Genomic DNA, 23,518 nt, shown 5'->3' on the forward strand with positions numbered 1-23,518 from the left:
GTTTAAATCAAAAGGAGGAAAACAAAATGCGAAAAAAAACCGGCTTGACCGCCACGCTGGCTGTGCTGCTGACCGTTTCGACGCTGCTGAGCGGATGCGGAGGTTCGGAATCGGATGAGGCTGGAGGCTCTTCGTCCGATCCGGCGTCGCCTATGACGATCACGATCGCGAACAATTGGAACGCGCCCGAAGCGGATAACAATTTTGTGCAAAAGTATCTGGAGGAAAAATTCGATATCAAAATCAAAAACGTTAAATTCGAAACGGAAACCTGGAAAGAACAACTCGGCGTGCTGCTGGCTTCCGGCGATATTCCCGACATCCTGGCCGTAGACGGCACGGTAGGAGATATGGTGCAGTGGGCGGACCAGGGCGTTATCGCAAACATTTCCGCCGACGAAATCAAGCAATACATGCCGAAATACACCGCAGATATCGAAAGCGTTGATCCTGAAGCGTGGGCGGCGGGCAGTTATAACGACAAAAATTGGGGAGTGCCGAAAGTCTGGTCCAATGGCGCAACCGGATTTTTACCTGCCTATAACGGACAATGGCTGACCGCGATCGGTTACGATCAACCGCCGAAAAATCTTGAAGAATTGGAAGACGTATTGACCAAATTCACGTTCGAAGATCCGGATGGTAACGGCAAAAAAGATACGTACGGAATGACCGGACGCGGCAAAGATGCGCAAACCCAGATGTTCAATTCGATTTTCGCGGCATACGGCGTGAATCCTTATCAGTTCAAGCTCGGCGCGGACGGCAAGGTAGAGTACGGCGCGACTACGGAAGAAGCACGCAGCGCGCTCAAGCTGTTGAACAAATGGTACAAGGCCGGTATTATCGATCCGGAATTCATCACGGACGGCAATGGAGAAATTCAGACCAAATTCATCAGTCTGCGCACCGGGATGTTCGATACAGGGATGTGGCACCATCTGTATGCAGACGGTTACTTCGGTCTCGTGGCGGCCGACAAAGGCATCGATCTAGTTCCGGGCTCGCCGTTGACCGGACCGGACGGCAACAGATACGCCATGGCCAACGGGGCATTGCAACCCCCTCTTTTCTTCGGCGTTCAGCTTGAAAAAGACGACGCCAAACGTCAAAAAATACTTGAGTTGCTTGAATATGTAGCGACAGACGACACAGGCTATTTGACCACATTGTTCGGTAAAGAAGGAGAAACCTATGACTTGCAAGACGGTTTGCCGGTGTTGAAAGACGGGGTCAATGCGGCAGAATGGGGACTTAGCTTTTACAATCCATTCGGCGGCAAAGTATCGGCGATGGAGAAATACCATTTCTCGCCGGAAAAGATCGAATTCCGGGACACCTATACGAATATCGAAGGGCTCAACGTACTGACCGACTTGATGCAATCTACCGTCATGTCTTCGAAAGCGCAGTACGAAGCTATTTTGACGACACTCCAAGCACAGTACTACATCAAAGCAATAACCGGCGAAGCCGATACGTACAAAGATTTCGACGATTTCAAAGCGCAATGGATTAATTCCGGCGGACAAGCCGAACTCGACGAAGCGCAAGCCATTTATGAAGCTCGTCAAAGTTAAAAATCAAACACACGAAAGATCAGCAAAAGGTCGGCTTTACACGGTAATAAAATCGCGTACAGGCCGGATTTTTCTGTCGGAATAGGAGCCTACAAAAATGAGCATGGCAGATCAATCAAGCTTGAAGCATGACGGAAAAAAGGACGTAACCCCAAGACTTGTTGTTTATCCGTCACCTGAAGGGATTGAGGAAAGTCCCGATTATCGAGTCAGAGTCCGAAAAGCAGGAGAAGAATGGTAGCGCTTATTCGTTTATCGCGCGGCAGTCGATATGCACGATGTTCGTTTCGCGTCCATGGTGAGTTTCGATTGCGAAGGAGCGGCGGAATTGGAGATCGAGCATTTGAGCGGCATCGTAAACGAAACGATCGTGCGACCGCTGTCTGCCGGCATCCAATGTTCCGTCGAACACTTGACGATCAAACTCCGATTGGACGGCCCGCGTTTGCTTTCTCTTGAAACGAACGGCGAACGGTTTCGCAATCTGCACATTTTCGCCAATTCGCCAGAAAAAAATATCCCATTCAACGAAGCTGAAGAGGTGCTGACACTGGAACCGGGCATTCATAGAGGAGCGGATATACGAAAAGCGTTGGAGCAACGAAGCGCTATCAGAACGTCCGATGCCCGTTGTATACTGGCATTCGAGCCGGGCTTGCATACGCTGGAAGATGACCGCTTATCCATTCCATCCCATACTACAGTATATCTGGCGGGAGGAGCAGTCTTACGCGGCGGATTGGTCTGCGATACAGTACGTGATGTGGAAATCCGGGGGAGAGGCGTGCTGGACCTGTCTGGTTTTGAAAAAACAACCTTTTACCGCGGCGTGGATGTTCGTTATTCCAGCGATATTTCCATAGAAGGCATCACGATGATCGATCCGCCGCATTATACCGTTCTGCTCGGTCAGTCGAAAAATATTCATATTTCCAATCTGAAAACATTCAGTTCGCGTGGATGGTGCGACGGCATTGATATGATGGCCTGCCGTGACGTCAAGATCGAAGGAGGTTTTTTGCGAACTTCGGATGACTGCATAGCCGTTTACGCATCTCGGGGAGAGTTTCGGGGCGATACGGTTAACGTAAGCGTGCAGGGAGCGATCTTGTGGGCCGACGTAGCCCATCCGATCAATATCGGTACGCATGGCGATTATGAAGGAGAAGGCAACCTGATCGAACATCTTCGGTTTTGCGATATCGACATTCTGGAACATCATGAGCCGCAACCGGATTATTGGGGATGTATCGCGATCAACGCCGGAGACAACAATACGGTGCGCGCTGCCGCATTCGAGAATATTCGCGTCGAACCGTTCGAGTTGGGCGAGCCGTTCAATATTCGAGTTATGAAAAATGAGAAATATAACCCGGCGCCGGGTTATCGGATCGAGCAAGTCTCGTTTCGCCATATCAACTTTGAAGGCTGCTGTCCGAATCCTTCTCATATCTCCGGATACGATGAGGAACGGTTTGTTAACGAGATTTTATTCGAAAACGTGACGCTGAACGGACAACCGATAACTTTGAAAGATTCGGATATCCTTGTTGGCGATCATGTAACCGGCCTAACGATCAAATAAAGACGAGGGAATTTTATAACGGATTCAAAAAGGAAATGTGCCATCATACGTCGAATTGACTTTTAGAATGAAAGTAAAACGATAGGAGGCGTGTAGATGGAAACGGAAGCAACGACAGTAATCGCGATTCATTTCACAGACGGAGAAGTGCTGGAGATCGGAATCGGTGAAGAAGAGTTCGAACGACTGCCGGAAGAGATCACTTCGAATGCGTGGATCGAGATCGACGGCAACACCATCAACACGGCGACGATCAAGTATTTCTGGTTTTACGATATTCGGGAAGAGGAAGACGGGGACGAAGAGGCATAAAATTTTAGTTGTTATATAAGGTTTGAGTGTACGAACCGCTCCTTTTTTAAAAGGGGCGGTTTTTTGAATGAGTCGTTGTGAACATGAAAAAAGTGAGTCCGTGGAGGAACTCACCTACATTTAACGCTTTTGACTTTTACATACCGTCAATGGCTTTTGCTTCATTCCAAAGTTGGTAAGGCGAGATCGACCTCTAAGATATTTATTCACTGAAACGTAAGCAATCACTTGACCGTTGTAAACAATGATTGGCGGCGAAGTCGAATATTTGTTAAAAGCACTATCTATACTGTATTTGCTGCCGTAAGTACCATAAGGATCCCAAATACTTGTACTGGAATATTTACTGCCATAGCTTCCGTACTTGTTAAAAATAGAATCTGAGTCATAACGATTCGTCGAAAGTGTGCCTAAGAATTCCGTTCCGTCATTGGAGTATACTTCAAATTCATACGAATATACGGTTGAAGTAGCGGCCTCTGTTTTCTGCTCAATAAACGGCATTATAAAGATGAGAATTATGCAGATGACTAAAGCTCTTATACTATTCTTTTTCAATAAATCAACCTCCATTTTTTTGTATACATCGACAATACCAAAAAAAGGAATACGTAGCTATATGCTTGCTTGCATTTTGTTTATTAAAGTCGAAATAAAAAAAAGCGGCACCAATTTCGGCACCACTTCATGATTGTAGAGCATTTTTATTCGAACGAAAAAAAGAAAAACCCTTATCGTATAAGGGTTTTTCAAATATAGGACGGATGGGGATCGAACCCATGACCCCTACCCTGTCAAGATAGTGCTCTCCCGCTGAGCTACCGTCCTTCATATGTATCGCTCAAGATTCAAACTCTTGTCGACAAGAAAGATCATACCATAGATCCCAGACGTATAGCAAGCACTTCCTCCAAATTTTTCAACTCTTTTTCGCAAACCTTTTCCGATACGCTCCCGGTGTCACTCCGCTCCAAGCTTTGAACACCTGCGTAAAATGACTCTGGTCATTAAACCGCAACAGCACGCAGATCTCCGATAACGTATACTCGTTCAGCTCCAACAGACGTTTCGCTTCCTCCACCTTTTCCCGCCGGATATAAGCAGACAGCGATAACCCCGTTTCCTTTTTGCATAGACGAGACAGATATCCCGGATTCAACCCGGTAGCGGCGCCGAGGCGGGAGAGAGGCAGTTCTTCGTACAGATGGTTGAAAATGTACTGCCGACAAGCCTCGAACGTGCCGCTACCGGAAGACTCCCGCGCTTGCCGTACCCGCTGCGCGAACTCGCGTACCGCGACGGCCGACAGCCGATCCACATCCTCAAGTGAACGTTGCTCCTCCACGCGTTGGATGAACAGATCGCTGAGCGTAAACGCGATCTCGGCATTCAATCCGCCTTCGATCGCCGCCCGCGTATAGAGCGTCACTCCGCAAATGGTCAGATTTTTTTTATGGCGAAGCAGGCTGCTGCGGGACAAAATACCGAAATCCTCACGCTGTCCCCAATCGCTCAAAAAATTTTCCAACTCTTCGCAGCGCCCTTCGCGTATGTATTTCAGCATTTTGCGTTCGGTCGGAAGGTCATGGTGCAGATGTTGGTTTTGCCGGCTCCGCGCAAGGTTCCGCAACAGCTCCCGATCTTCTATTTCGCTGCTCCCTTTTTCCATATGCGACAATCCCTCACCTTCCCCAATCTTCTTCTCATTTTAAAGCCTAGCTACGAAAACTACAAAAAAGGTCGTTTTTTTAATAGAATTTCGAATTGAAAACGCTCTACAATAATCGTGAACGATTGAAATTCCGCCAAACGGTCCAATAAACCATTTAGTTAGTCTTGCAAGTACCTTCGCCGCTCCAACCCCATACCGAGAGGAGATCGACTATGAGTCAGCACAATCAAGCAACGGAAACACCGAATATCCAAGAACTGATCGCTCAAATGACGTTGGAGGAAAAAGCGGGCCTTTGCTCCGGTCAGGATTTTTGGCATACCAAAGGCATCGAGCGGCTGGGTATTCCGTCCGTGATGGTGACCGACGGCCCGCACGGGCTGCGCAAACAAGCGGAAGGCGCGGACCATCTGGGACTGAACGACAGCGTGCCCGCGACCTGTTTTCCTTCGGCAGCCGGAATCGCGTCGTCGTGGGACCGCGACCTGATCCGGCAAATGGGTACGGCGCTCGGCGAAGAATGCCAGGCGGAGAACGTGGCGGTGCTGCTCGGACCGGGTGCGAATATCAAGCGCTCGCCGCTGTGCGGACGCAACTTTGAATACTTTTCCGAAGATCCGTATCTGTCTTCCGAGATCGCGGCCAGCCATATCCAGGGCGTGCAAAGCCAGGGCGTCGGCACGTCGCTGAAGCATTTTGCCGTGAATAACCAGGAGCATCGCCGCATGTCCGTGGATGCCGTCGTCGACGAGCGCACGCTGCGCGAAATTTATCTGGCAAGCTTCGAGGGCGCGGTCAAAAAAGGCCAGCCGTGGACCGTCATGTGCTCGTACAACCGCGTCAACGGCACGTATGCTTCCGAACATCCATACTTGCTGAACGATATTTTAAAAGAAGAATGGGGACTGGAAGGGTTCGTCGTATCCGACTGGGGCGCGGTGAACGAACGGGCGGAAGGTCTCGCGGCAGGCTTGGAGCTGGAAATGCCGTCGAGCGGCGGAATCGGCGATAGCAAGATCGTGGAAGCGGTCAAGAACGGCACATTATCCGAGGAAAAATTGAATGCGGCCGTCGAAAGGATTTTGCGCGTCGTTCTCCGCTCCGTGGCCGAGAAAGTCGAAAATGCCGCGTATGACCAAGACGAGCATCATGCCCTCGCCCGCCGCGTCGCCCGTGAAAGCATGGTGCTGCTCAAAAACGACGGTCAACTCCTGCCGCTGAAGCGCTCGGGCAAAATCGCGGTTGTCGGGGAATTGGCGAAGCGTCCTCGTTACCAAGGCGGCGGCAGCTCGCATATCAAGCCGACCCGTCTCGAAGTACCGTACGACGAATTCGTGCAGGAAGCAGGCGAGGCTCAGGTCAGCTACGCGAGCGGCTATAGTCTCAAAGGCGATAGCGTCGACGAAGACAAAATCGCGGAAGCCGTAAAGCTGGCAGCCGAATCCGACGCGGCCGTATTGTATGCGGGACTGCCGGATGCTTACGAGTCGGAAGGGTATGACCGTACGCATCTGCGTTTGCCGGATAACCAACTCAAGCTGATCCAAGCCTTGTCGAAGGCACAGCCGAATCTGGTCGTGGTCCTGAGCAACGGTTCGCCTGTCGAAATGCCGTGGCTGGACGGGGTCAAAGGACTGCTGGAAGCTTATCTCGGCGGTCAGGCACTCGGCGGCGCGATCGCGGACATTCTGTTCGGCAACGTCAGTCCTTCCGGCAAATTGGCCGAGACGTTCCCTGTGCGCATCGAAGATACGCCGGCGTACCTCAGCTTCCCTGGCGTCGGCGACCGCGTCGAGTACCGGGAAGGTATCTACGTGGGCTACCGTTACTATGATAAAAAGGCGATCGAGCCGTTGTTCCCCTTCGGCTTCGGTCTGTCCTATACCGAATTTGCCTACTCCGACCTTAAGCTGAACGCTTCGCAAACCTCGGCCGACGCGGGTCTGGAAGTCAGCGTGCAGGTGACAAATACAGGCAGCGTTGCAGGCAAAGAGATCGTGCAGCTATATGTGCGAGACGTGGAGAGCACCGTGGACCGCCCGCAGCAAGAATTGAAAGGGTTTGAAAAAGTAGAGCTTGAGCCGGGCGAAAGCAAGACGGTATCGTTGACGCTCGACCGTAGAGCTTTTGCCTACTACGACGTTCAACGAGGCAGTTGGCGCGTCGAGAGCGGCGTGTTCGACGTAGGCGTCGGATCGTCTTCGCGCGATATCGCGCTGACGGCCGAAGTGCAGATCGAAGGCGACGAGCCTGTGCTCGAACCGGTGCATCGGAACTCGCTGATCGGCGATCTGATGCAGCCGGGACGTCTGTCCCCGGAAAAGAAAGCGCTGCTGGACGATTTCCTGCAAGGCGGATTGTTCACGCCGCCTGCGGAGGATGACAATGCGGAGCCAAGCGGCGATGAAGACGATGACGGACACGATCAGTCCGGCATGATGGAAGCGGTCGGGCGGTATCTGCCGCTTCGAGCCGCAGTCGGCTTCGCAGCCAAACCGGACGGCGAGCAGAAGCTGAACGAGCTGTTGGAGAAGCTGAATGGCTGATCGTCCGGTTTTCCGTGCAGCCGAAGCGGCAACGCCCGAACTAACCGTAAAAGAGCAGAAAAAACTAAAGGCGGCTTTGATCGCCAGAGGTGCAGACCGGCAAGATGAAGCAGCCTTGCTGGAGCTGGCTTCGTCCAAAAAGAAAGCCGAGCGTAAGCTGGCGTACCAGGCTTTGGCCAAGCTGGGCTCCGAGACGGCGGTAGACTGCTTGGTGAACGAATTGGGCTTTGCGGACGAAGAGGTCGTCTGCGAAGCGCTGCAACGATTCCGCCCCGCATCTGCGGCTGAGCCGCTGGTTACATTCGCAGAGCAAAAGTGGAAGCAGTATGAAGATTTAGCGATTCCGATCGGATTGGCTTTTGCAGGCGTGTTGACCGCTTGTGCCTGCATAGATCCTCACACGATCAAGCCGGAAGCGTTAAACCGACTGTTGGCTGTGGCCGAACAGGCTGCGGCTATCGAACCGGAACCTGCCGATCCGGAAAATCCGTATGCCTATATCGAAACGGAATTGGAGATTCAGAGAGTGAATGTGTTAGCCCGCGGTATTTTGCAAGAGCTGGATGAACGCCAATCGGGGCTTTAACCTGTAGACGTTCTAAACCAGCATCGTTATTTGCTTCCCTTTTACTTGTCTTTGTTGGGAGAAGTGGGTTTGAATCGTGTAATAGAGAGTGAGGGCTTTCGTTTGGGAAGCGAAGCGAACAGCCCCGCGATCCATACACGAAGGAGGAGAGGTCTTTGGAACGCATGGGACAGTTCAATCGTCGCCGCGGTCTTCGGCGCGAAATACTCGGTCGTCTATACGACGGCTGGTTTGAACGCGGCGGCGAACCTTCCATTTTGAGCGGTGATGAGATCAACGGTGAGACGGAGAAGAAGCTGGCCTACCGTTACTTGGCGGAAAAAGGCTTGCTGCGCATGAGTCCGATCGGAGATGGAAGTTTCGAGGTTTCGATTACGGTTCAGGGAATCGACCGAATCGAGATGACCGGCGAAAACGAATAAGGCGATTGCCGTCGTCAAAAAAGAAGCGCGCAAAAAAGAACCGGACGTATTCGCCGGTTCTTTTTTGTATGCAAAATTCGTTTCGGCGCAAGCTTAGCGGCTGTCGGGAACGAAAGCGTACACCAACATGCTGCTGTCCAAATCGAATGCCCAATCCAGATAGACGCCGACCGGTTTGCGTCCCAGCAGATCGACAAAACGATTGGAATCGGCGAAGTATTTTTTCTCGACCTTTCGTTTTGCGCTGCGCAGCGCGGCTTCCTGCCCGTCTTCCAGCAGAGCTTTTTCCAATTCGATCAGCAAGCCGCGCCGTATGATGACAAGAAAATCGTCGACCCAGAACGAATTTAGCTGAGCCGGCACTTTTTGCACGTTTTCCGTTATTTCGGACACTTCACGGTGAATGTCTTCTTTGCCCGGATACGGATGGTCCGACGCGTAATGTTCTTCTTCGTCCAACACGACGGAAATGATGCAGCTCAGATCCTCGTCGTTCCAATCGTAATAAAAGTGCGACACCGACAAATTTTGCTCGCTGCTCAGATCGGCGCGGAGCTGGGAAAGCATATAACCGACGATCAGCTCGCGGGTAGAACCCAGCGCGCCATACGAATTTTCGGCGATCATCGTTTCGATAATGCTGCCCAAAAAGCCTTCGATCCGGATAATCAAACATCGTTCGTTGGCCGAGACCGTTACCGCTTCCGGTACTTTGCCAAAATTGTTTTCAAAAAGAGAAAAAACGGTTTGTTGGATAGAATGCGTCAATTTTTTTAGGGTCATAAAAGAAAGGTTCTCCTTTGAATAAATTAGTGCTCGTATGCCTAAAGACCGCTTCAATCGTAAAACAGCTTCGGTTGGGTTTTGTCGAACACATAAACCAAAACGCTGCGGTCGTGCGGGAAAATCCAGTCAATATACACGCCCTTCACGCTTCGGTTTGCGATCCCCCCGAAAGGCGGATCGTCGCAAAATTTCTTTTTTTCCACCCGCCGTTTGGATACGCGAAGCACTTCGCAGTGTTCGTCTTCGATCAACGCTTTTTCCACCTCGGTCAGCGTACCGTCCCGGATAATGATCAACAGCCTGCGTTCCATCCAAAACGAATAAATTTTTTCCGGAAAACGCTGTAGGTCATACGTCAACGTTGCGATATGGCGATGGATTTTGTTCTGCCCCTCGTAAGGTTCGTTTTCGCGCAAACAGACCGGTTCTCTGAGCAGCATGAAGATCAGGCAAGACAGATCGTCGTCGTTCCAATCGTAGCCGTGCATGTCTAAGGGAAGCCCGCAATCGTTATGAATGTAACGGCATAGCTCCGGTATCAGGTAACCGACCATCAGCTCGCGCGTCGATTGCAGCGCTCCTTGCGAAGCTTCGTGAATCATCGACTCCACGATTGGTTGAAGAAAGCGTTCCGCGCAGATAATAACGCAGCTGTCGTTCGCCATGACCGATACTCGCGCGGGCGAGATGCCGAAATGCTCCGCGAACAACGCAAGCGTTTTGTAACGAATGGCATCCGAGACGGTATAGTTGGACATAGAGGTCCGGCTCCTTTTTTTCTCAAATTGGACAGGAGCGTTAGTGCGGATAAGAGGGGAGCAAGGAAACGTCTAATCTAAAAATAAACCTAAAAAAGCGCCCGTAACCTTTTAATCGACCTGATATGAAAAAAAGTAAGCTATTTCGGCGAAAACAGAAAAAAGCCGACTCTTCTTTTATAAGGAAGAATCGGCTTTTTGCGAAGACCCAATACGAAAGCTATTCGAGATTGGCATGTTTGCCGTACATTTTGTTCCCGTCCAGCCCGCGCCGTTGCATCAAGCGTAGCACGGAGGCATCGAAAAACAACAGCAGCGTTTGCTCGAAAAGCGAACCCATCGGTTGAATAGTGGCATAGTCGTCGTTTTCGCGGGACTTGGAGGCTCCGGGAAGCTGAACGACCAGCGTCGCCAGTTTGGCGAGCGTGGAGTCGGGCTTTAATGTAACGACTGCGACGTCGGCGCCGAGCTCCCGTGCTTTTTCGGCCATAGGAACCAGTGTGCGCGTCTCGCCCGAACCTGACCCGATCACCAGCAGGTCGCCCGGACCGATACCTGGCGTCGTCGTCTCGCCAACCACATGAGCCGCGGAACCGCCGTGCATGAGCCGCATCGCCAACGCTTTGCCCATCAGGCCGGAGCGTCCTGCACCCGTCGCAAAGACGTTTGCTGCGCTGTCCAGTGCCTCGACGAAGGCTTCCGCCTGCGCCGGATCAATACCGCGCACGGCTTCGGTCAGCTCGGCAGCCACATGTGCAGCAAAATCCGTCGTGCTTGCGAGTGCCGAAGGTTGACTGCTCATCGACTTAGACCTGAGCCGCAGCGGAACCTTCTTGAATCAGGCGACGCATTTCGGCGGCAGTGCCTGCTTTGTCGTCTTGGCCTGCGATTCCGCCGCCTACGATCACGAGGTCCGGTTGAGCCGCGATAACGCCTGGCAGCGTGTCCAGCTTGATTCCGCCGGCAACAGCCGTTTTCGCGTTTTTCACAACCGCTTTGATCGTTTGCAGATCTTCGAACGGGCTTTGGCCTTCTGCTTGCAGATCGTAGCCGGTGTGTACGCAGATGTAGTCTACGCCCAACGCGTCGACTTGAGCCGCACGTTCAGCCAGGTTAGGCACGTTGATCATGTCGATCAGAATTTGCGTGCCGTGTTTTTTCGCTTCTTCCACCGCACCGCGGATTGTCGAGTCGTTCGACGCACCCAGCACCGTTACGATACTCGCGCCGGCTTCTGTTGCTTTCATGACTTCGTAACCGCCTGCATCCATTACTTTCAGGTCGGCCAGGACGTCGAGTTGCGGGAAAGCTTCTTTCAATGCTTTGACCGCGTGCAGACCTTCGTTGATGACGATCGGTGTGCCGATTTCGACGATGTCGATATGGGATTCTACCTCTTTAACGACTTCGATCGCTCCAGGAATATCGACCAGATCCAATGCCAATTGCAATTTCATATTGTAACACTCCTTATCGGTTAAGTGGGTTTAAGGCACAGTTGAACTTATGCTTAGCCGCCGTGCGAACCTGGCAGCGTGCCGTGTGGATTTATTGTAAGCCTGAACCGACAGATGCGGAAGAAGGCACTTTGAAGTGAGGAAGTTACGTGGAGGATACTATTGCGCGGGGCAAGGGATTGCGCGAAGGCGGTATCCGATTCATCCTTACTTTCTTTGCGGGAGGGTACGGTTCTGATGTATACTATTGGGACTAACCGCATCTAATATTGACATGAATTGCATATAACGGAGGGGTTCAACGATGGCAAGTGAAGTCAAAGAACGGATCGACCTGCAAGCAATCAACTGCGAAAAAGAACTCACTCTGGCTGTCATCGGAGGGAAGTGGAAACTCATCATCCTCTGGCATCTCGGACTCGAAGGCACCAAACGCTTCAGCGAATTGAAAAAACTGATTCCCAATATCACGCAAAAAATGCTGACCAACCAACTGCGTGAACTCGAAGAAGACCTGCTCGTCCACCGCGAAGTCTACCGTGAAGTTCCGCCCAAAGTGGAATACTCCCTGACCGCCTACGGCGAAAGCCTAACCCCGGTCCTGCGCATGATGTACGACTGGGGCAAAAAATACGGCGAAGAAGTCATTTGGAAAACATCGGGTCAGGAAGCGAATTAAGCAGGTTTGTTATGAGATGAGAAAAGTGCCTTCAGGCGCTTGGACTGCTCTCGAAAGTTACGTGGTCGGGGAAGCGAGAAGACTGCGAGAAAAATTCAGTTCAATCCGCTGTCTCACTTGGAAAACTGGATTGGAACTTTAGTGGAAGTTTTCCAAGTTCAAAGGCGTCTTTCACTGAATTTTTCTCTCCGTCTTCTCGCTTCCAGTTACATTGGAGTTTCTCGACAGCTTTAGCGCCTTCGGGCGCTTTTTCATTTTTTTGTTTTAGTGGGTAGTACTGAGTCCCTTGTCGTGTTGCAATTGCGCGACAGGGGGCTTTTTGCTTATTTTAGCTTGAATTTGATTCATCGCATGCAGAAAAGGACAAGGTTAAAAGAATAAACAGAACCGGATGTTCGAAATGGTCATTCGGTCAAAAGGATAAGTCAAACATGGTTTTAAGCGCGATTCGAAAGGAGTTCGAAAACATGGCAACTCAAGAAAATATCATTCCTCAACCCAAAACATTCGGTCCGCTCGGCAATTTGCCACTCGTCGATACGAAAGCTCCTGTTCAATCTTTGATGAAACTGGCGGAGGAGCAGGGACCTATTTTTAAAATGGATCTTCCCGGTCGTCCGGGCAATCTCTATATTTCCGGCCGTGAGCTGGTAGGCGACGCTTGCGACGAATCCCGGTTCGAGAAAAACGTCTGGGCACCGCTGCAAAACGTCCGTTCCTTTGCCGGAGATGGACTGTTCACAAGCTGGACGGAAGAACCGAATTGGCGCAAAGCGCACAATATTTTAATGCCGAGCTTCAGTCAACGCGCCATGATCGGCTATCACGATATGATGGTCGATATCGCGATGCAGCTTGTGCAAAAGTGGGCGAGACTGAATCCCGACGAATTCGTCGAAGTCCCGGAAGATATGACGCGTCTGACGCTCGATACGATCGGACTTTGCGGCTTCCATTATCGTTTCAACAGCTTTTACCGGGAGTCCAATCATCCGTTTGTCGAAGCCATGACGCGCTCGTTGGACGAGGCCATGAGCCAGCTTCAGCGTCTGGGCGTGCAGAATAAGCTCATGATCGGCAAAAAGGCGCAAATGCGCCAAGATATCGACTACATGTTCTCTCTCGTCGACAAGATCGTCAAAGAACGCCGCGAGCGCGGGGATCAGGGAGAAAACGATCTGTTGAACAATATGCTGAGCGGCGAAGATTCCGATACCGGCGACGCGTTGTCCGATGAAAATATTCGCTACCAGATCATCACCTTCTTGATCGCGGGACACGAGACGACCAGCGGACTGCTGTCTTTTGCCCTGTATTTCTTGCTGCATAACCCGGACAAGTTGAAAAAAGCGCAGGAAGAAGTAGACCGTATCCTGAGCGATTCCGCTGCGCCGACGTACAAGCAGGTGCGCGAGATGAAGTATATCCGTATGATTCTGAGCGAATCGCTGCGGCTTTGGCCGACGGCTCCCGCTTTTTCCCTGCGAGCCAAAGAAGATACGCTGCTTGCCGGACGTTACCCGATGAAAAAAGACGAAGCGGTCAATGTGCTGATTCCAGTGTTGCACCGGGACAAAGACGCGTGGGGAGAAGACGTCGAAGCTTTCCAACCTGAACGGTTCGAAGATCCTTCGAAGGTACCGGACGATGCGTACAAACCGTTCGGCAACGGTCAGCGCGCTTGCATCGGTCAGCAGTTTGCTTTGCATGAAGCAACGCTGGTATTGGGTGTGCTGCTGCGGCATTTTGAACTGGTGGATGGTGCGAATTACGAGCTGAAGATTAAGGAAACGCTGACGCTCAAGCCGGACGGCTTTACGATGCAAGTGCGTCCGCGCGCCAATACGCCGATGGCTCCGGTCGGTCCGGTGTTCGGTAGCCCGGGATCAGACGTATCCGCAGCAGCGGTTGCCGAGGCGGAATCCCAAAAGCAAACCATCGAAGTCGATCAGCATCAGACGCCTTTAACGATTTTATACGGCTCGAACCTGGGGACGGCAGAAGGCATCGCCCATGAGCTGGCTGAAGAGGGGGCACGCTTTGGTTTCCAGCCGACCGTTTCGAAAATGGACAACGCAACAGACAACCTCCCGAAGGAAGGTCTGCTTATCGTGGTCACCGCTTCGTACAACGGGCGTCCGCCGTCCAACGCAGGCAAGTTTATCGACTGGGTGGAAAAGGCCGAAGCCAAAGAAGCAGAAGGGTTACATTATGCCGTATTCGGCTGCGGTGACCGCAATTGGGCAAGTACCTATCAGCGGATTCCCCGTCTGGTCGACGATGCGCTGGAACGGCTCGGCGGACAAAAGGTGCTGGAACGCGGCGAGGGCGACGCCAACGACGATTTCGAACAAATGCTTGACGATTGGAAAACGCAACTGTGGCCGGCCGCCCTGCAAGCGTTGAAGATCGAAGCGACAATGCCGGAAGAGGTACAAGGCGAAGCAGGAGGGATTGCGGTCGAATTTATCGAAGCTTCCGATACGCTCTCGCCACTCGCGGATACGTACGGTGCAGTGCCGATGACGATCTTGCGCAGCTTCGAGCTGCAACAGCCGGAAGGCGGCCGCAGCACCGTGCATATGGAACTCCAAGTACCGTCCGGCGCTTCGTACAAGGAAGGTGACCACCTCGGCGTTCTGCCGCGAAATCCGCGTGCATTGGTAGATCGGGTGTTGTCCCGGTTCGGCCTTCAAGGAGATGCGCAAGTTCGGCTTCAAGGCAGCGGTCGCGCAGCGGCACATCTGCCGTTGGATCGTCCCGTACGGCTGCGCGAACTGCTGACAAGCAGCGTCGAACTTCAGGAGCCCGCTACCCGAGCCCAGCTCAAGGAACTTGCGGAAAAAACCGTTTGCCCGCCGCATCGCGTCGAAATACAAGCTCTGATGAACGACGATGAGACGTATAAACGCGAGGTCTTGTTCAAGCGTCTGACCATGCTGGATATTCTGGAAAAATACCGAGCCTGCGAAATGGAATTCCAACGCTTGCTGACGCTGCTTCCGCCACTGAAGCCGCGTTACTATTCCATTTCCAGCTCGCCGCAGCTCGATGCAAGCAAACTGACCTTGACCGTAGCCGTCGTCCGCGGTCCTGCGCGCAGCGGCAACGGCGAATATGCGGGCGTCGCTTCCAACTATCTGGCTTCGCTCCCTGAAGGCGCCGAACTATCCGCTTTTATCCGCGATCCAGGCAGCGGCTTCGCATTGCCGTCAGACCCGACGACCCCGATCGTCATGGTCGGACCCGGAACAGGCATCGCTCCATTCCGAGGCTTCCTGCAAGCCCGCCATGTCCAGCACGAACAAGGCGTCGCTCTCGGCGAAGCCCAACTCTACTTCGGCTGCCGCAGTCCGGAGACGGATTACTTGTATCGGCAGGAATTGGAAGCTTACGCCGCAGAAGGCCTCGTGCACCTGCACACCGCTTTCTCCCGAGTCGAAGGCCAACCGAAGACCTACGTCCAACACCGGATGGCCGAAAACACCGCCGAAGTCATCCGCTTGCTGGACGAAGACGGCATCTTCTACATCTGCGGCGACGGCACCCACATGGCTCCCGACGTCGAAGCCACTCTGCGCCGTGCTTATAGCGACGTGCACGGGACGAGCGGGGAAGAGGCCGTTCGCTGGCTCGACGAGCTTCAAAAATCCGGCCGTTATGTGAAGGATGTGTGGACCGGGATTTGAGGGTTACGTTCGCTTGAAACGTACACACTTTACGGTCGTTTCGGGCGAGAGTCATCTTACCTTCATCGCAGACAGAGTATTAGCCCGTTGTCAGCAGAAAGAGATTCTATAAGCAAAAGCGCTTATTCCTGCGAATAAGCAACAATTGCTTCCCGAAAAATAGGCGTATGGCTCTATTCATGCCAATAAGCAACAATGTAGGGACTTTACCGCCGTATAAGCCGAAATCAAGATAAATTCTTGCTTTTTTGCAATAATAGAGCCGGATGAGTCCGAATCCGGCTCTATTATTGCCGATTCGCAAGATTAAAGTCTTTCGCCCTCCGCCTTCAACGTAATGGGTCTTCATGTGATTGATTCGAATAAAACCCAATTCAAATTTCCCGATTGCAACACGCGACCGAAACGGAATCTCCCGCAGCCCCGCCCACCTAAACACCAACTCAGATCGAATAAACCTCCCCCTGCTCAAGAAAACTCATCTTCCCCGCTCGCCCTTCAAACTGATCCTTATTATCCGCATAGTGCATCAGCTTCGTCAGCTCCTGAATTTCCTCCGGCAGCGACAGCAGTTCATCCAGCGTCGTATGCACCTGACCGGGTCCTTCCAACTGAACCTCATGGAAAATCCGGCGTACGCCGCGATCCCGCACTAACGTCGTCAACAATTCCCGATCGAACGTCATATCTGCGCTGTAGAACACATCCCGGTTCAAAATAACGGAGTAGCTTTTTTTACCGGCAATATGCTGAGTCCGCAGCAGCTCCACGCACAAATTCGGCGCAAGCTCTTGCACTTCGCCCGCCCGCAATGGTCTGACGTCAAACGCGTCCTCCAGTTTTTCCAAGCCTTCCTGCGTCATTCCGCCGGATAACGTATGGTTCCACAGCGGCTCGACCAACGTGTCGGCCACGTACAACACAGGCTTGCGTCCATGCTTGAACTTCATTTGAAATCCGTACTCTTCCAGACCGCCTACATGATCGCCGTGCGTGTGCGTAATAAGCACCGCATCCAGCTCCTCCATGCCGATGCCCAGCTCGTACAGCGCCAGAGGCGCGGTAATGCCACAGTCGATCAACAGCTTGAATCCGTCCTGTTCAATCAATGAGTTGTTATTGAAGTATTTCTTGGCAAAAGCGTTTCCTGTTCCGATCATTTGCAGCTTCATTGCGAAGGCCCCCATTTCTGTAGTTGACGAGCATCGGCGACCTGTCCGACGCGTGCCGTTTCTTTTGCATTATTATGGACGATTTCCCTGTCGGAATCAACAAACGCACCGCAACTTGACAGCGGCGACGGAGTATACATATACAAGAAAGGCTTTTATGAAAAGGCCTGCAAGCGATGCAGAGGGGAAGTGCCTCGACTTGCGAAGATTCCAACGAAAAAGAGAGGATGACGCCGGAAAATGAGGTGGAAAAGAATTGCAGTCTGTACGCTGGCTTTGTCGCTGCTCAGCGGCTCCGTCGTGTTTGCCGATTCGGCTTTTCAAAAAATACGGGTTCTGATCAACGGTAGCGCGGTAAGCACGGGCGGTTACCTGATCGACGGAACTACATATGTGCCGGTTCGCGAGTTCGACGGTTTGGCCGAGTATAACGACAATACGAAAACCGTAACTTTTACCAAACCCAACGTCGATATTTTTCTTTTCAAAGGAGATACGCCGTTCGGTAACGTCAGCGTAGGGAAGCTGAAATTCTATATCTTTTCCCAAATCGACAATCTGAATACCGATATCGAAGCCGTAAAAGTAGCGATTCGCAATCCGTCCGGAGAAGTCAAAGACATTCAGTCGCAAGAACTGAGTTCCCGCAAGGACAACTTCTGGTTCAAGACGTACGACTTCACGTATGACTTCAGCCGGGCAGGCAAATATTATGTCGAGTTTTATATCAAAAAGAGCGGCGGTTCCTATTCGATGGTCGCGCAAAAGACGATCAACGCGGTTGATTAGCGGTTGAATAAATGAAGATTTTGCGGCAAATTGACCTCCGCGAAGTGAAATGGTAGGATAACTTGTGTCTATTAAATTCAGGGCGTGTAGGCATAAGCAGATACGCTGTAGAAACGGGGTTTTACCACAATGAGCGAACATGAACACAACCATGACCACAATCACGTGCACGGCGAAGATTGCGGCCATGACCATAGCCACGACGAAGAAATCGTAGTCGCATTCAGCGACGAAGAAGGCAACGAGAAAGAAATGGTTCTCGTACAGACTTTCGACGTTGGCGAAGACGTTTATGCTTTGTTGCTTGAGCGCAATAATCCGGAAGCCGACGGCTTTATTCTGCGTCTCGAAGAAGAAGACGGCGAGACCGTTCTCGTCAACATCGAGGAAGAAGAAGAGTGGGCGAAGGTCGAAGCGGCTTACAACGAGCTGGTTGCGGCGCAAGGCGAATAATAAGAAGAAGCGGCCTCCCCGAGCGAGGCCGCTTTTTTGATGCAAAAAAACGGATGTCTCGAACGAGCGCATCCGTTTTTGCGTTATCTACACAAAACAAAAAGGCCGCATAAGCGGCCTCCCCGAACACCGTGCGCAATATTTCTTTTAACGAATCGCGCCCGGTTCTACAATAACTTTTACAAACTGCACGCTGCGGTCTTCCGGCCCTTTGACAGGCAAGCCGACTTCGACGTGGTCCGTAATGTAGTCGATGTTCTCTTGCGTAATGACTTCGCCCGGCAGCAGGATCGGAATGCCCGGCGGGTATACGTAGATAAACTCGGCGATAATCCGGTCCGCGGAATCCTTGAACGGAATCGACTCGGTCTCGCCGTAGAAGGCGTCGCGCGGAAGCAGGGCCAAGTGCGGGATTTCCGGAATCTTTACGGCCAGTTCTTTGATCGCTTTGCCTTGACTGCGGAATTCCTGGGCCATCTCGCGCAGCGCGTTCAGCAGGATTTTGACCGTGCCCTCGTTATCGCCGGACGTGATCAGGCACAGCACATTATACATATCGCTCATTTCGACTTCGATGTTATGATTGTCGCGCAGCCAGTTCTCGGCCTCGTATCCGGTGATCCCAAGACGTCTCACCTGAATCGTGATCTTGGTCGGATCGTAGTCGTACGTCGCTTCGCTGCCGAGAATTTCTTCGCCGAAGCAATACAGTCCTTCGATCTGGTTAATCGCGCTTCGCGCATAGTCGGCAAAGTCGAGCGCACGCTCAGCCATCGCATATCCGTTCAGCGCGAGCTGACGACGGGCCGTGTCCAGAGAGGCCAGCAGGATATAGGAGGTGGACGTGGTGGTCAGCATGCTGATCACCGTCTGCACGCGTTTGGGATTGATGTAACCGTTGCGCGTATTTACGTTCAGTACCGAGCTTTGCGTCATCGAGCCGCCCAATTTGTGCACGCTCGTCGCTGCCATATCCGCTCCGGCCTGCATCGCCGATAACGGCAACTGGTCGTGGAAATGGATCAGGACGCCGTGAGCTTCGTCGACCAGCACGGGAACGCCGTAGCTGTGCGACAATGCGACGATCTGCTGCAGATCCGCGCACACGCCGTAGTAGGTTGGATTGATAACAAGCAGAGCTTTGGCATCGCCGTGCAGCTTCAGTGCTTTTTTCACCGAGCTGACCGTAATGCCGTGATCGATCCCGAGGTTCGTATCGCGTTCCGGCGCAATAAATACCGGTTTTGCTCCTGCATAAATGATGGCGCCGAGAATCGACTTGTGCACGTTGCGCGGGACGATGATTTTGTCGCCGGGACCGCACACAGACAGGATCATCGTAATGATCGCGCTGCTTGTGCCTTGAACGGAGAAGAAAGTGTGCGTAGCGCCGAATGCGTCTGCGGCAAGCTGCTGCGCTTCTTCGATCACGCCCATAGGCTGATGCAAATCGTCAAGGGGAGCGATATTTATCAGGTCTATGGAAAGGGCGTTATCCCCAATAAATTCACGAAATTCCGGGTCCGTCCCCATTCCTTTCTTGTGACCTGGAATGTGAAACTGTACCGGATTTTGATCCGCATGGCGCTTAAGCGCAGTGAAAAGCGGAGTACGAGCATGATCCATTAGGGTTGTCACAACCTTTCGTGTGCGTAGAGTATATTGAAGCACGAATAAAAAAATCAAACAAACTGAGTATAGCAAAACGGGGCCGGATTGCAAGAAGGCAATTTTGCGGAGCCCGATATGCGGGGGGAACGGGAACGATGAACGTCAGTATCGCGAACGCCGGAATCGATCCTATTGTCTCATGCGCCAGGCGACTCGTTAGACTTCTAATCAGCCGAGCCGATATAATAGCATAAGAAACTTATGACCTATGATCGGCAGATCGATAAATAGAAAACCGCGTTCAACCGGGCGCGGGATGTGGAGAGGCCTGCTGCGATAACCACGCAAGCGGCCCGAAAGGGGCAACATGTTATGAACAAACGGATCGAGATCCGGAAGTCGATGCCGAAACTTTTTTCTGTCTTTACCTGTTTGTGGATCATCGTTTTCCTGGTTGAGTTTGTAAAAGGCGCATTGCTGGTAGCCGTGCTGCCTGTATACATGAACGATACGTTGGGCTTGTCGGCGTTGACGATCAGCGTGGCCTTTTCTTTGCAATACGTGGGTGAAAACGTGCTGCGCAGCCCGGCGGGATGGATGGCTGAACACGTTGGCCTGCGAGGTACGATTATGGGCGGGCTATTGTTGTCATGGGCGGCGGTGGTCGTGATGGCGTTCTCTATGACAGGGCCTTCCCTGATTACCGCTTGCGCGCTGCTCGGAATCGGAACGGCACCGATCTGGCCCGTCGTCATGAGCACGATTAGCATAGATGCTCAGCAAAACGGAGGAACAGGGTCCAAGATGGCGAGCATTCAGATTGCCACCCTGGCCGGAACCGGAGCGGGCCCGGTCGTGTCCAATCTGATTATCGGGGATACGTATCGGGTCGTGTTTTGGGTGCTGCTCGGCGTCATGGCCGTGGTAACCGCCGCCGCCGTGTTGCTGCCCCGCCAAATGACCGCCCCGCTAACGCCTAAGCTGATTCGTCGTCCGCATGCCGGGTTTTCCTTTTCGAAAAAAGTCCATCGTCTGGTCAAGCGTCATACCGTCCGTTCGGTATACTCCGTGCGCAAAGTATTCCGGGCGTTGACGGCGTTGAAATTGACTCCGCTGCTGTACCCGGCGATGTTTCTGCAATCGTTTGTCATCGGGATTTTGAGTCCGGTTATTTCCGTTTATATCCGTAACGAGCTGGGGATGACGCCGGGTCAGTTTAACCTGTTGCTGATCGTAGGCGGCGGCGTGGCGGTCGTCGGGATGATCCCTGTGGGGAAACTCGTCGATAAGTTCGGCACGCGTTGGTTTTTGCATCTCGGCTTTCTGCTTGCGGTGGTTGCGTTATGCGGATTGGCCTCGACCCACGACATGCTGTTGGTTTGGAGCTTTGTACTGACGGCAGGAGTGGGATTTGCGATGATTCTGCCGGCTTGGAACACGCTTTTGGCCGAACTGGTACCCGAAAAAGAACGCGGGGCGATCTGGGGGGTATTCCTTACGCTTCAGGGACTGGGTACCGTGATCGGGCCTCTGGCCGGAGGTTGGACTTGGGACCATATCGGACCGCAAGCTCCGTTCTGGGCCAGCGCGATTTCCATGACCTTCTTGCTGCTGATCCATGCTTCGATGTCCCGCGCGAGACGACTTTCCCAGTAATGCCGCCGTCAAGGCGGTTTTTGTTTTCCTGTATATTCCATAATCCGGCTTGCGGTTAAAAAATCTTAAAACGGTTAAACAAAAAAGGTGAGTTTTGTTTGGCGCGTATACGTAAAATCAACGAGGAGGAATATCGGATGCAGCTTGGTTTGAACGGGAAAGTCGTGGTCGTGACAGGGGCGAGTTCGGGGATCGGACTGGCTACGGCGAAGTTGTTTGTGGAAGAAGGGGCAGTCGTCGTCGGGGCGAGCCGGCATCCCGCGAAAATTCGGGAATTGGGCGGCGAGGATGAGGTGTTGGCGGTGGAAGCGGATCTGAGTACGGCGGAAGGCCCGAAAAAGTTAATTCAAGCCGCTATCGAAAAATTCGGGCGTATCGACATTTTGATCAACAACGCCGGTATTTCCCATTCCCGGTTGGACGGTTTTTTGGGGACGACGGACGAGCAGTGGGAAGAAACGTACCTGAACAACCTGATGAGCATGGTACGGACTTCGAGAGCGGCGATTCCGCATATGGTAGAGCAGGGCAAAGGCGTCATCATCAGCGTGGCTTCGGAAGACGCGCGCCAGCCTCAGCCGATGTCGGTCGATTATTCGGCGTTCAAAGCGGGATTGCTGAGCGTAGGCAAAGCGTTGTCGATGGAGTTTGGAGCAAAAGGCGTGCGCGTCAACACCGTATCGCCAGGACCGACGCATACGAATATTTGGGACCAGCCGGGCGGAATGATCGACGCGATCTCGGAGAAGTTCGATAAGCCCAAAGAAGAGGTGATCGGCTTCTTCGTGGACGAGGTGCGCGAACTGCCGGTCGGACGGATCGGGCAGCCGGAGGATATCGCGTCGATGATCGTGTTTCTTTCGTCGGATCGGGCGGAATACGCGTTCGGAGCGGAGTATCCGGTTAACGGAGGTTCGTTCAAAGGGATGTAAGCAAGATGAGCGGGCGCGTAAATTCAAGGCGTCCTTGGATATCCCGGACATTCAAAAGACCGTTGCCCGCGCATATCGAACATGCGGCTGAGCAGCGGTCTTTTTCGAATCAAAAGGACATTTTATACAAAGGAAGCAGCGTCTCGAACGTATCTTCGATCGTTTTCACAAGCTTTTCGCCGTCTCGCAGCAGCGTATCGTCCTTTTGCAAAAAACGTCCGCAGATCACTTCGGATTTTTTGACTGTGCCAAGACGTTCTGCAATAGCCTGCAACCCTTCTTTGCCCAGTTCCGAGTGCTTCGTGCCGCCCGGTTTGGTATGGTCGATCGACCAATAGAACTGATCCCGCAGCTCGTTGGGTGCAAGATTCAGCGCTTGACGCTGGTGTTGGATCAAGGACTTGGCTAGCACGGTCTTATTTGGACTCTCGTAGATGACCGCCATCACGATAAACAAATAATCCGCGAACATGCCTACCTGAAAATGCGGCAAAGCTTTATAGCCCCGTTTGCTGGATGCCCAGGCCACCCAGGTGTCCGCTGGAGGGTGAACCGTACGGCGAGCGTGCTTGGCGACATGCGGGAACATTTCTTCGCCGCAGGTGGCCGATAAAAACGGAGTCAGCGTGTTGCCCAACTCAGTCAGCTTTGGACGAACATTCGCGATCAGAGCGTCCATCCGGGGCTCCAACCCCTCTATTTCGAAAACAGCAAAGTCTTTTTCAACAAAACCCTGGAAATCCATGTTTATGCCCCTTTCAAAATAACCCGCTTGAACAAGCGCATACTCTGTACCAAGCGATTCATCGGCCATTATAGCATAGGCGGGAGGG

At 52.4% G+C, this 23,518-nt stretch carries 21 protein-coding genes and 1 tRNA gene; 12 read left to right on the plus strand and 10 right to left on the minus strand.

Going from position 1 to position 23,518, the window contains the following annotated elements; genetic code table 11:
• Positions 1-26: 26 nt before the first annotated feature.
• From WKI47_RS10550 to WKI47_RS10560, 3 genes are all read left to right on the plus strand, one after another.
• Positions 27-1,580, plus strand: coding sequence for an extracellular solute-binding protein (locus WKI47_RS10550; RefSeq protein WP_340227089.1), 1,554 nt, complete (start codon positions 27-29; stop codon positions 1,578-1,580).
• A gap of 271 nt (positions 1,581-1,851) precedes the next feature.
• On the plus strand, positions 1,852-3,165 hold the full coding sequence (locus WKI47_RS10555; RefSeq protein ID WP_340227090.1) for a glycosyl hydrolase family 28 protein: 1,314 nt from the start codon (positions 1,852-1,854) through the stop codon (positions 3,163-3,165).
• A gap of 96 nt (positions 3,166-3,261) precedes the next feature.
• Positions 3,262-3,477 carry a hypothetical protein gene (locus WKI47_RS10560; RefSeq protein WP_340227091.1) on the plus strand — a complete coding sequence of 72 codons (216 nt, stop codon included), beginning with the start codon at positions 3,262-3,264 and terminating at the stop codon, positions 3,475-3,477.
• 120 nt (positions 3,478-3,597) lie between these two features.
• Here the strand turns inward: WKI47_RS10560 and WKI47_RS10565 are convergent, their stop codons facing one another.
• From WKI47_RS10565 to WKI47_RS10575, 3 genes are all read right to left on the minus strand, one after another.
• Positions 3,598-4,035: a hypothetical protein gene (locus WKI47_RS10565; RefSeq protein WP_340227092.1), complete on the minus strand. Its 438-nt coding sequence runs from the start codon at positions 4,033-4,035 to the stop codon at positions 3,598-3,600.
• Positions 4,036-4,233: 198 nt separating this feature from the next.
• A tRNA-Val gene (locus WKI47_RS10570) sits at positions 4,234-4,305 on the minus strand.
• A gap of 91 nt (positions 4,306-4,396) precedes the next feature.
• Positions 4,397-5,146 carry a helix-turn-helix domain-containing protein gene (locus tag WKI47_RS10575; RefSeq protein WP_340227093.1) on the minus strand — a complete coding sequence of 250 codons (750 nt, stop codon included), beginning with the start codon at positions 5,144-5,146 and terminating at the stop codon, positions 4,397-4,399.
• Between the two features lie 215 nt (positions 5,147-5,361).
• Here WKI47_RS10575 and WKI47_RS10580 point away from each other — a divergent pair, with 215 nt between their 5' ends.
• The 3 genes from WKI47_RS10580 (at position 5,362) to WKI47_RS10590 (ending at position 8,703) form a co-directional block, all read left to right on the plus strand.
• Positions 5,362-7,695 (plus strand): beta-glucosidase family protein, encoded by a 2,334-nt coding sequence (locus tag WKI47_RS10580; protein WP_340227094.1) that lies wholly within the window; start codon positions 5,362-5,364, stop codon positions 7,693-7,695.
• Positions 7,688-8,281 carry a hypothetical protein gene (locus WKI47_RS10585; protein WP_340227095.1) on the plus strand — a complete coding sequence of 198 codons (594 nt, stop codon included), beginning with the start codon at positions 7,688-7,690 and terminating at the stop codon, positions 8,279-8,281. The genes WKI47_RS10580 and WKI47_RS10585 overlap by 8 nt, the downstream gene beginning before the upstream one ends.
• A 155-nt stretch (positions 8,282-8,436) precedes the next feature.
• Positions 8,437-8,703 (plus strand): hypothetical protein, encoded by a 267-nt coding sequence (locus WKI47_RS10590; RefSeq protein ID WP_340227096.1) that lies wholly within the window; start codon positions 8,437-8,439, stop codon positions 8,701-8,703.
• Positions 8,704-8,796: 93 nt separating this feature from the next.
• Here the strand turns inward: WKI47_RS10590 and WKI47_RS10595 are convergent, their stop codons facing one another.
• The 4 genes from WKI47_RS10595 to hxlA form a co-directional block, all read right to left on the minus strand.
• Complete coding sequence (locus tag WKI47_RS10595; protein ID WP_340227097.1) at positions 8,797-9,486, minus strand: Na-translocating system protein MpsC family protein; 690 nt, start codon at positions 9,484-9,486, stop codon at positions 8,797-8,799.
• A 53-nt stretch (positions 9,487-9,539) separates the two neighbouring features.
• The gene (locus WKI47_RS10600; protein WP_340227098.1) at positions 9,540-10,247 is read right to left on the minus strand and encodes a hypothetical protein; all 708 of its coding nucleotides are present in this window, start codon (positions 10,245-10,247) and stop codon (positions 9,540-9,542) included.
• A 220-nt stretch (positions 10,248-10,467) separates the two neighbouring features.
• Positions 10,468-11,049: a 6-phospho-3-hexuloisomerase gene (hxlB, locus tag WKI47_RS10605; RefSeq protein ID WP_340227099.1), complete on the minus strand. Its 582-nt coding sequence runs from the start codon at positions 11,047-11,049 to the stop codon at positions 10,468-10,470.
• Between the two features lie 4 nt (positions 11,050-11,053).
• Complete coding sequence (hxlA, locus tag WKI47_RS10610; RefSeq protein ID WP_340227100.1) at positions 11,054-11,704, minus strand: 3-hexulose-6-phosphate synthase; 651 nt, start codon at positions 11,702-11,704, stop codon at positions 11,054-11,056.
• A gap of 304 nt (positions 11,705-12,008) precedes the next feature.
• Here hxlA and WKI47_RS10615 point away from each other — a divergent pair, with 304 nt between their 5' ends.
• Together WKI47_RS10615 and WKI47_RS10620 are read left to right on the plus strand one after the other, a co-directional pair.
• Positions 12,009-12,383, plus strand: a complete 375-nt coding sequence (locus WKI47_RS10615; RefSeq protein ID WP_340227101.1) for a helix-turn-helix domain-containing protein — start codon at positions 12,009-12,011, stop codon at positions 12,381-12,383.
• A 467-nt stretch (positions 12,384-12,850) separates the two neighbouring features.
• Positions 12,851-16,072 carry a bifunctional cytochrome P450/NADPH--P450 reductase gene (locus WKI47_RS10620; protein ID WP_340227102.1) on the plus strand — a complete coding sequence of 1,074 codons (3,222 nt, stop codon included), beginning with the start codon at positions 12,851-12,853 and terminating at the stop codon, positions 16,070-16,072.
• A 443-nt stretch (positions 16,073-16,515) separates the two neighbouring features.
• Here WKI47_RS10620 and WKI47_RS10625 read toward each other — a convergent pair whose 3' ends face one another.
• Positions 16,516-17,244, minus strand: coding sequence for an MBL fold metallo-hydrolase (locus WKI47_RS10625; protein ID WP_340227103.1), 729 nt, complete (start codon positions 17,242-17,244; stop codon positions 16,516-16,518).
• Between the two features lie 240 nt (positions 17,245-17,484).
• On the opposite strand from WKI47_RS10625, the gene WKI47_RS10630 reads away from it, so the two are divergent.
• Positions 17,485-18,033, plus strand: a complete 549-nt coding sequence (locus WKI47_RS10630; protein WP_340227104.1) for a copper amine oxidase — start codon at positions 17,485-17,487, stop codon at positions 18,031-18,033.
• A gap of 129 nt (positions 18,034-18,162) precedes the next feature.
• On the plus strand, positions 18,163-18,486 hold the full coding sequence (locus WKI47_RS10635) for a DUF1292 domain-containing protein (RefSeq protein WP_340227105.1): 324 nt from the start codon (positions 18,163-18,165) through the stop codon (positions 18,484-18,486).
• A gap of 147 nt (positions 18,487-18,633) precedes the next feature.
• On the opposite strand, the gene WKI47_RS10640 is transcribed toward WKI47_RS10635, so the two are convergent.
• Positions 18,634-20,112 carry an aminotransferase class I/II-fold pyridoxal phosphate-dependent enzyme gene (locus WKI47_RS10640; protein ID WP_340227106.1) on the minus strand — a complete coding sequence of 493 codons (1,479 nt, stop codon included), beginning with the start codon at positions 20,110-20,112 and terminating at the stop codon, positions 18,634-18,636.
• A gap of 357 nt (positions 20,113-20,469) precedes the next feature.
• Between WKI47_RS10640 and WKI47_RS10645 the strand changes: the two genes are divergently transcribed.
• Both WKI47_RS10645 and WKI47_RS10650 read left to right on the plus strand, forming a co-directional pair.
• Positions 20,470-21,753 (plus strand): MFS transporter, encoded by a 1,284-nt coding sequence (locus WKI47_RS10645; protein WP_340227107.1) that lies wholly within the window; start codon positions 20,470-20,472, stop codon positions 21,751-21,753.
• Between the two features lie 137 nt (positions 21,754-21,890).
• Positions 21,891-22,685, plus strand: coding sequence for an SDR family oxidoreductase (locus WKI47_RS10650; protein ID WP_340227108.1), 795 nt, complete (start codon positions 21,891-21,893; stop codon positions 22,683-22,685).
• Between the two features lie 109 nt (positions 22,686-22,794).
• On the opposite strand, the gene WKI47_RS10655 is transcribed toward WKI47_RS10650, so the two are convergent.
• Positions 22,795-23,430 (minus strand): DUF1054 domain-containing protein, encoded by a 636-nt coding sequence (locus WKI47_RS10655; protein WP_340227109.1) that lies wholly within the window; start codon positions 23,428-23,430, stop codon positions 22,795-22,797.
• Positions 23,431-23,518 lie beyond the last annotated feature (88 nt).

Origin of the sequence: Saccharibacillus sacchari (genome assembly GCF_037722395.1) — a bacterium.
Taxonomy (GTDB): Bacteria; Bacillota; Bacilli; order Paenibacillales; family Paenibacillaceae; genus Saccharibacillus; species Saccharibacillus sacchari_A.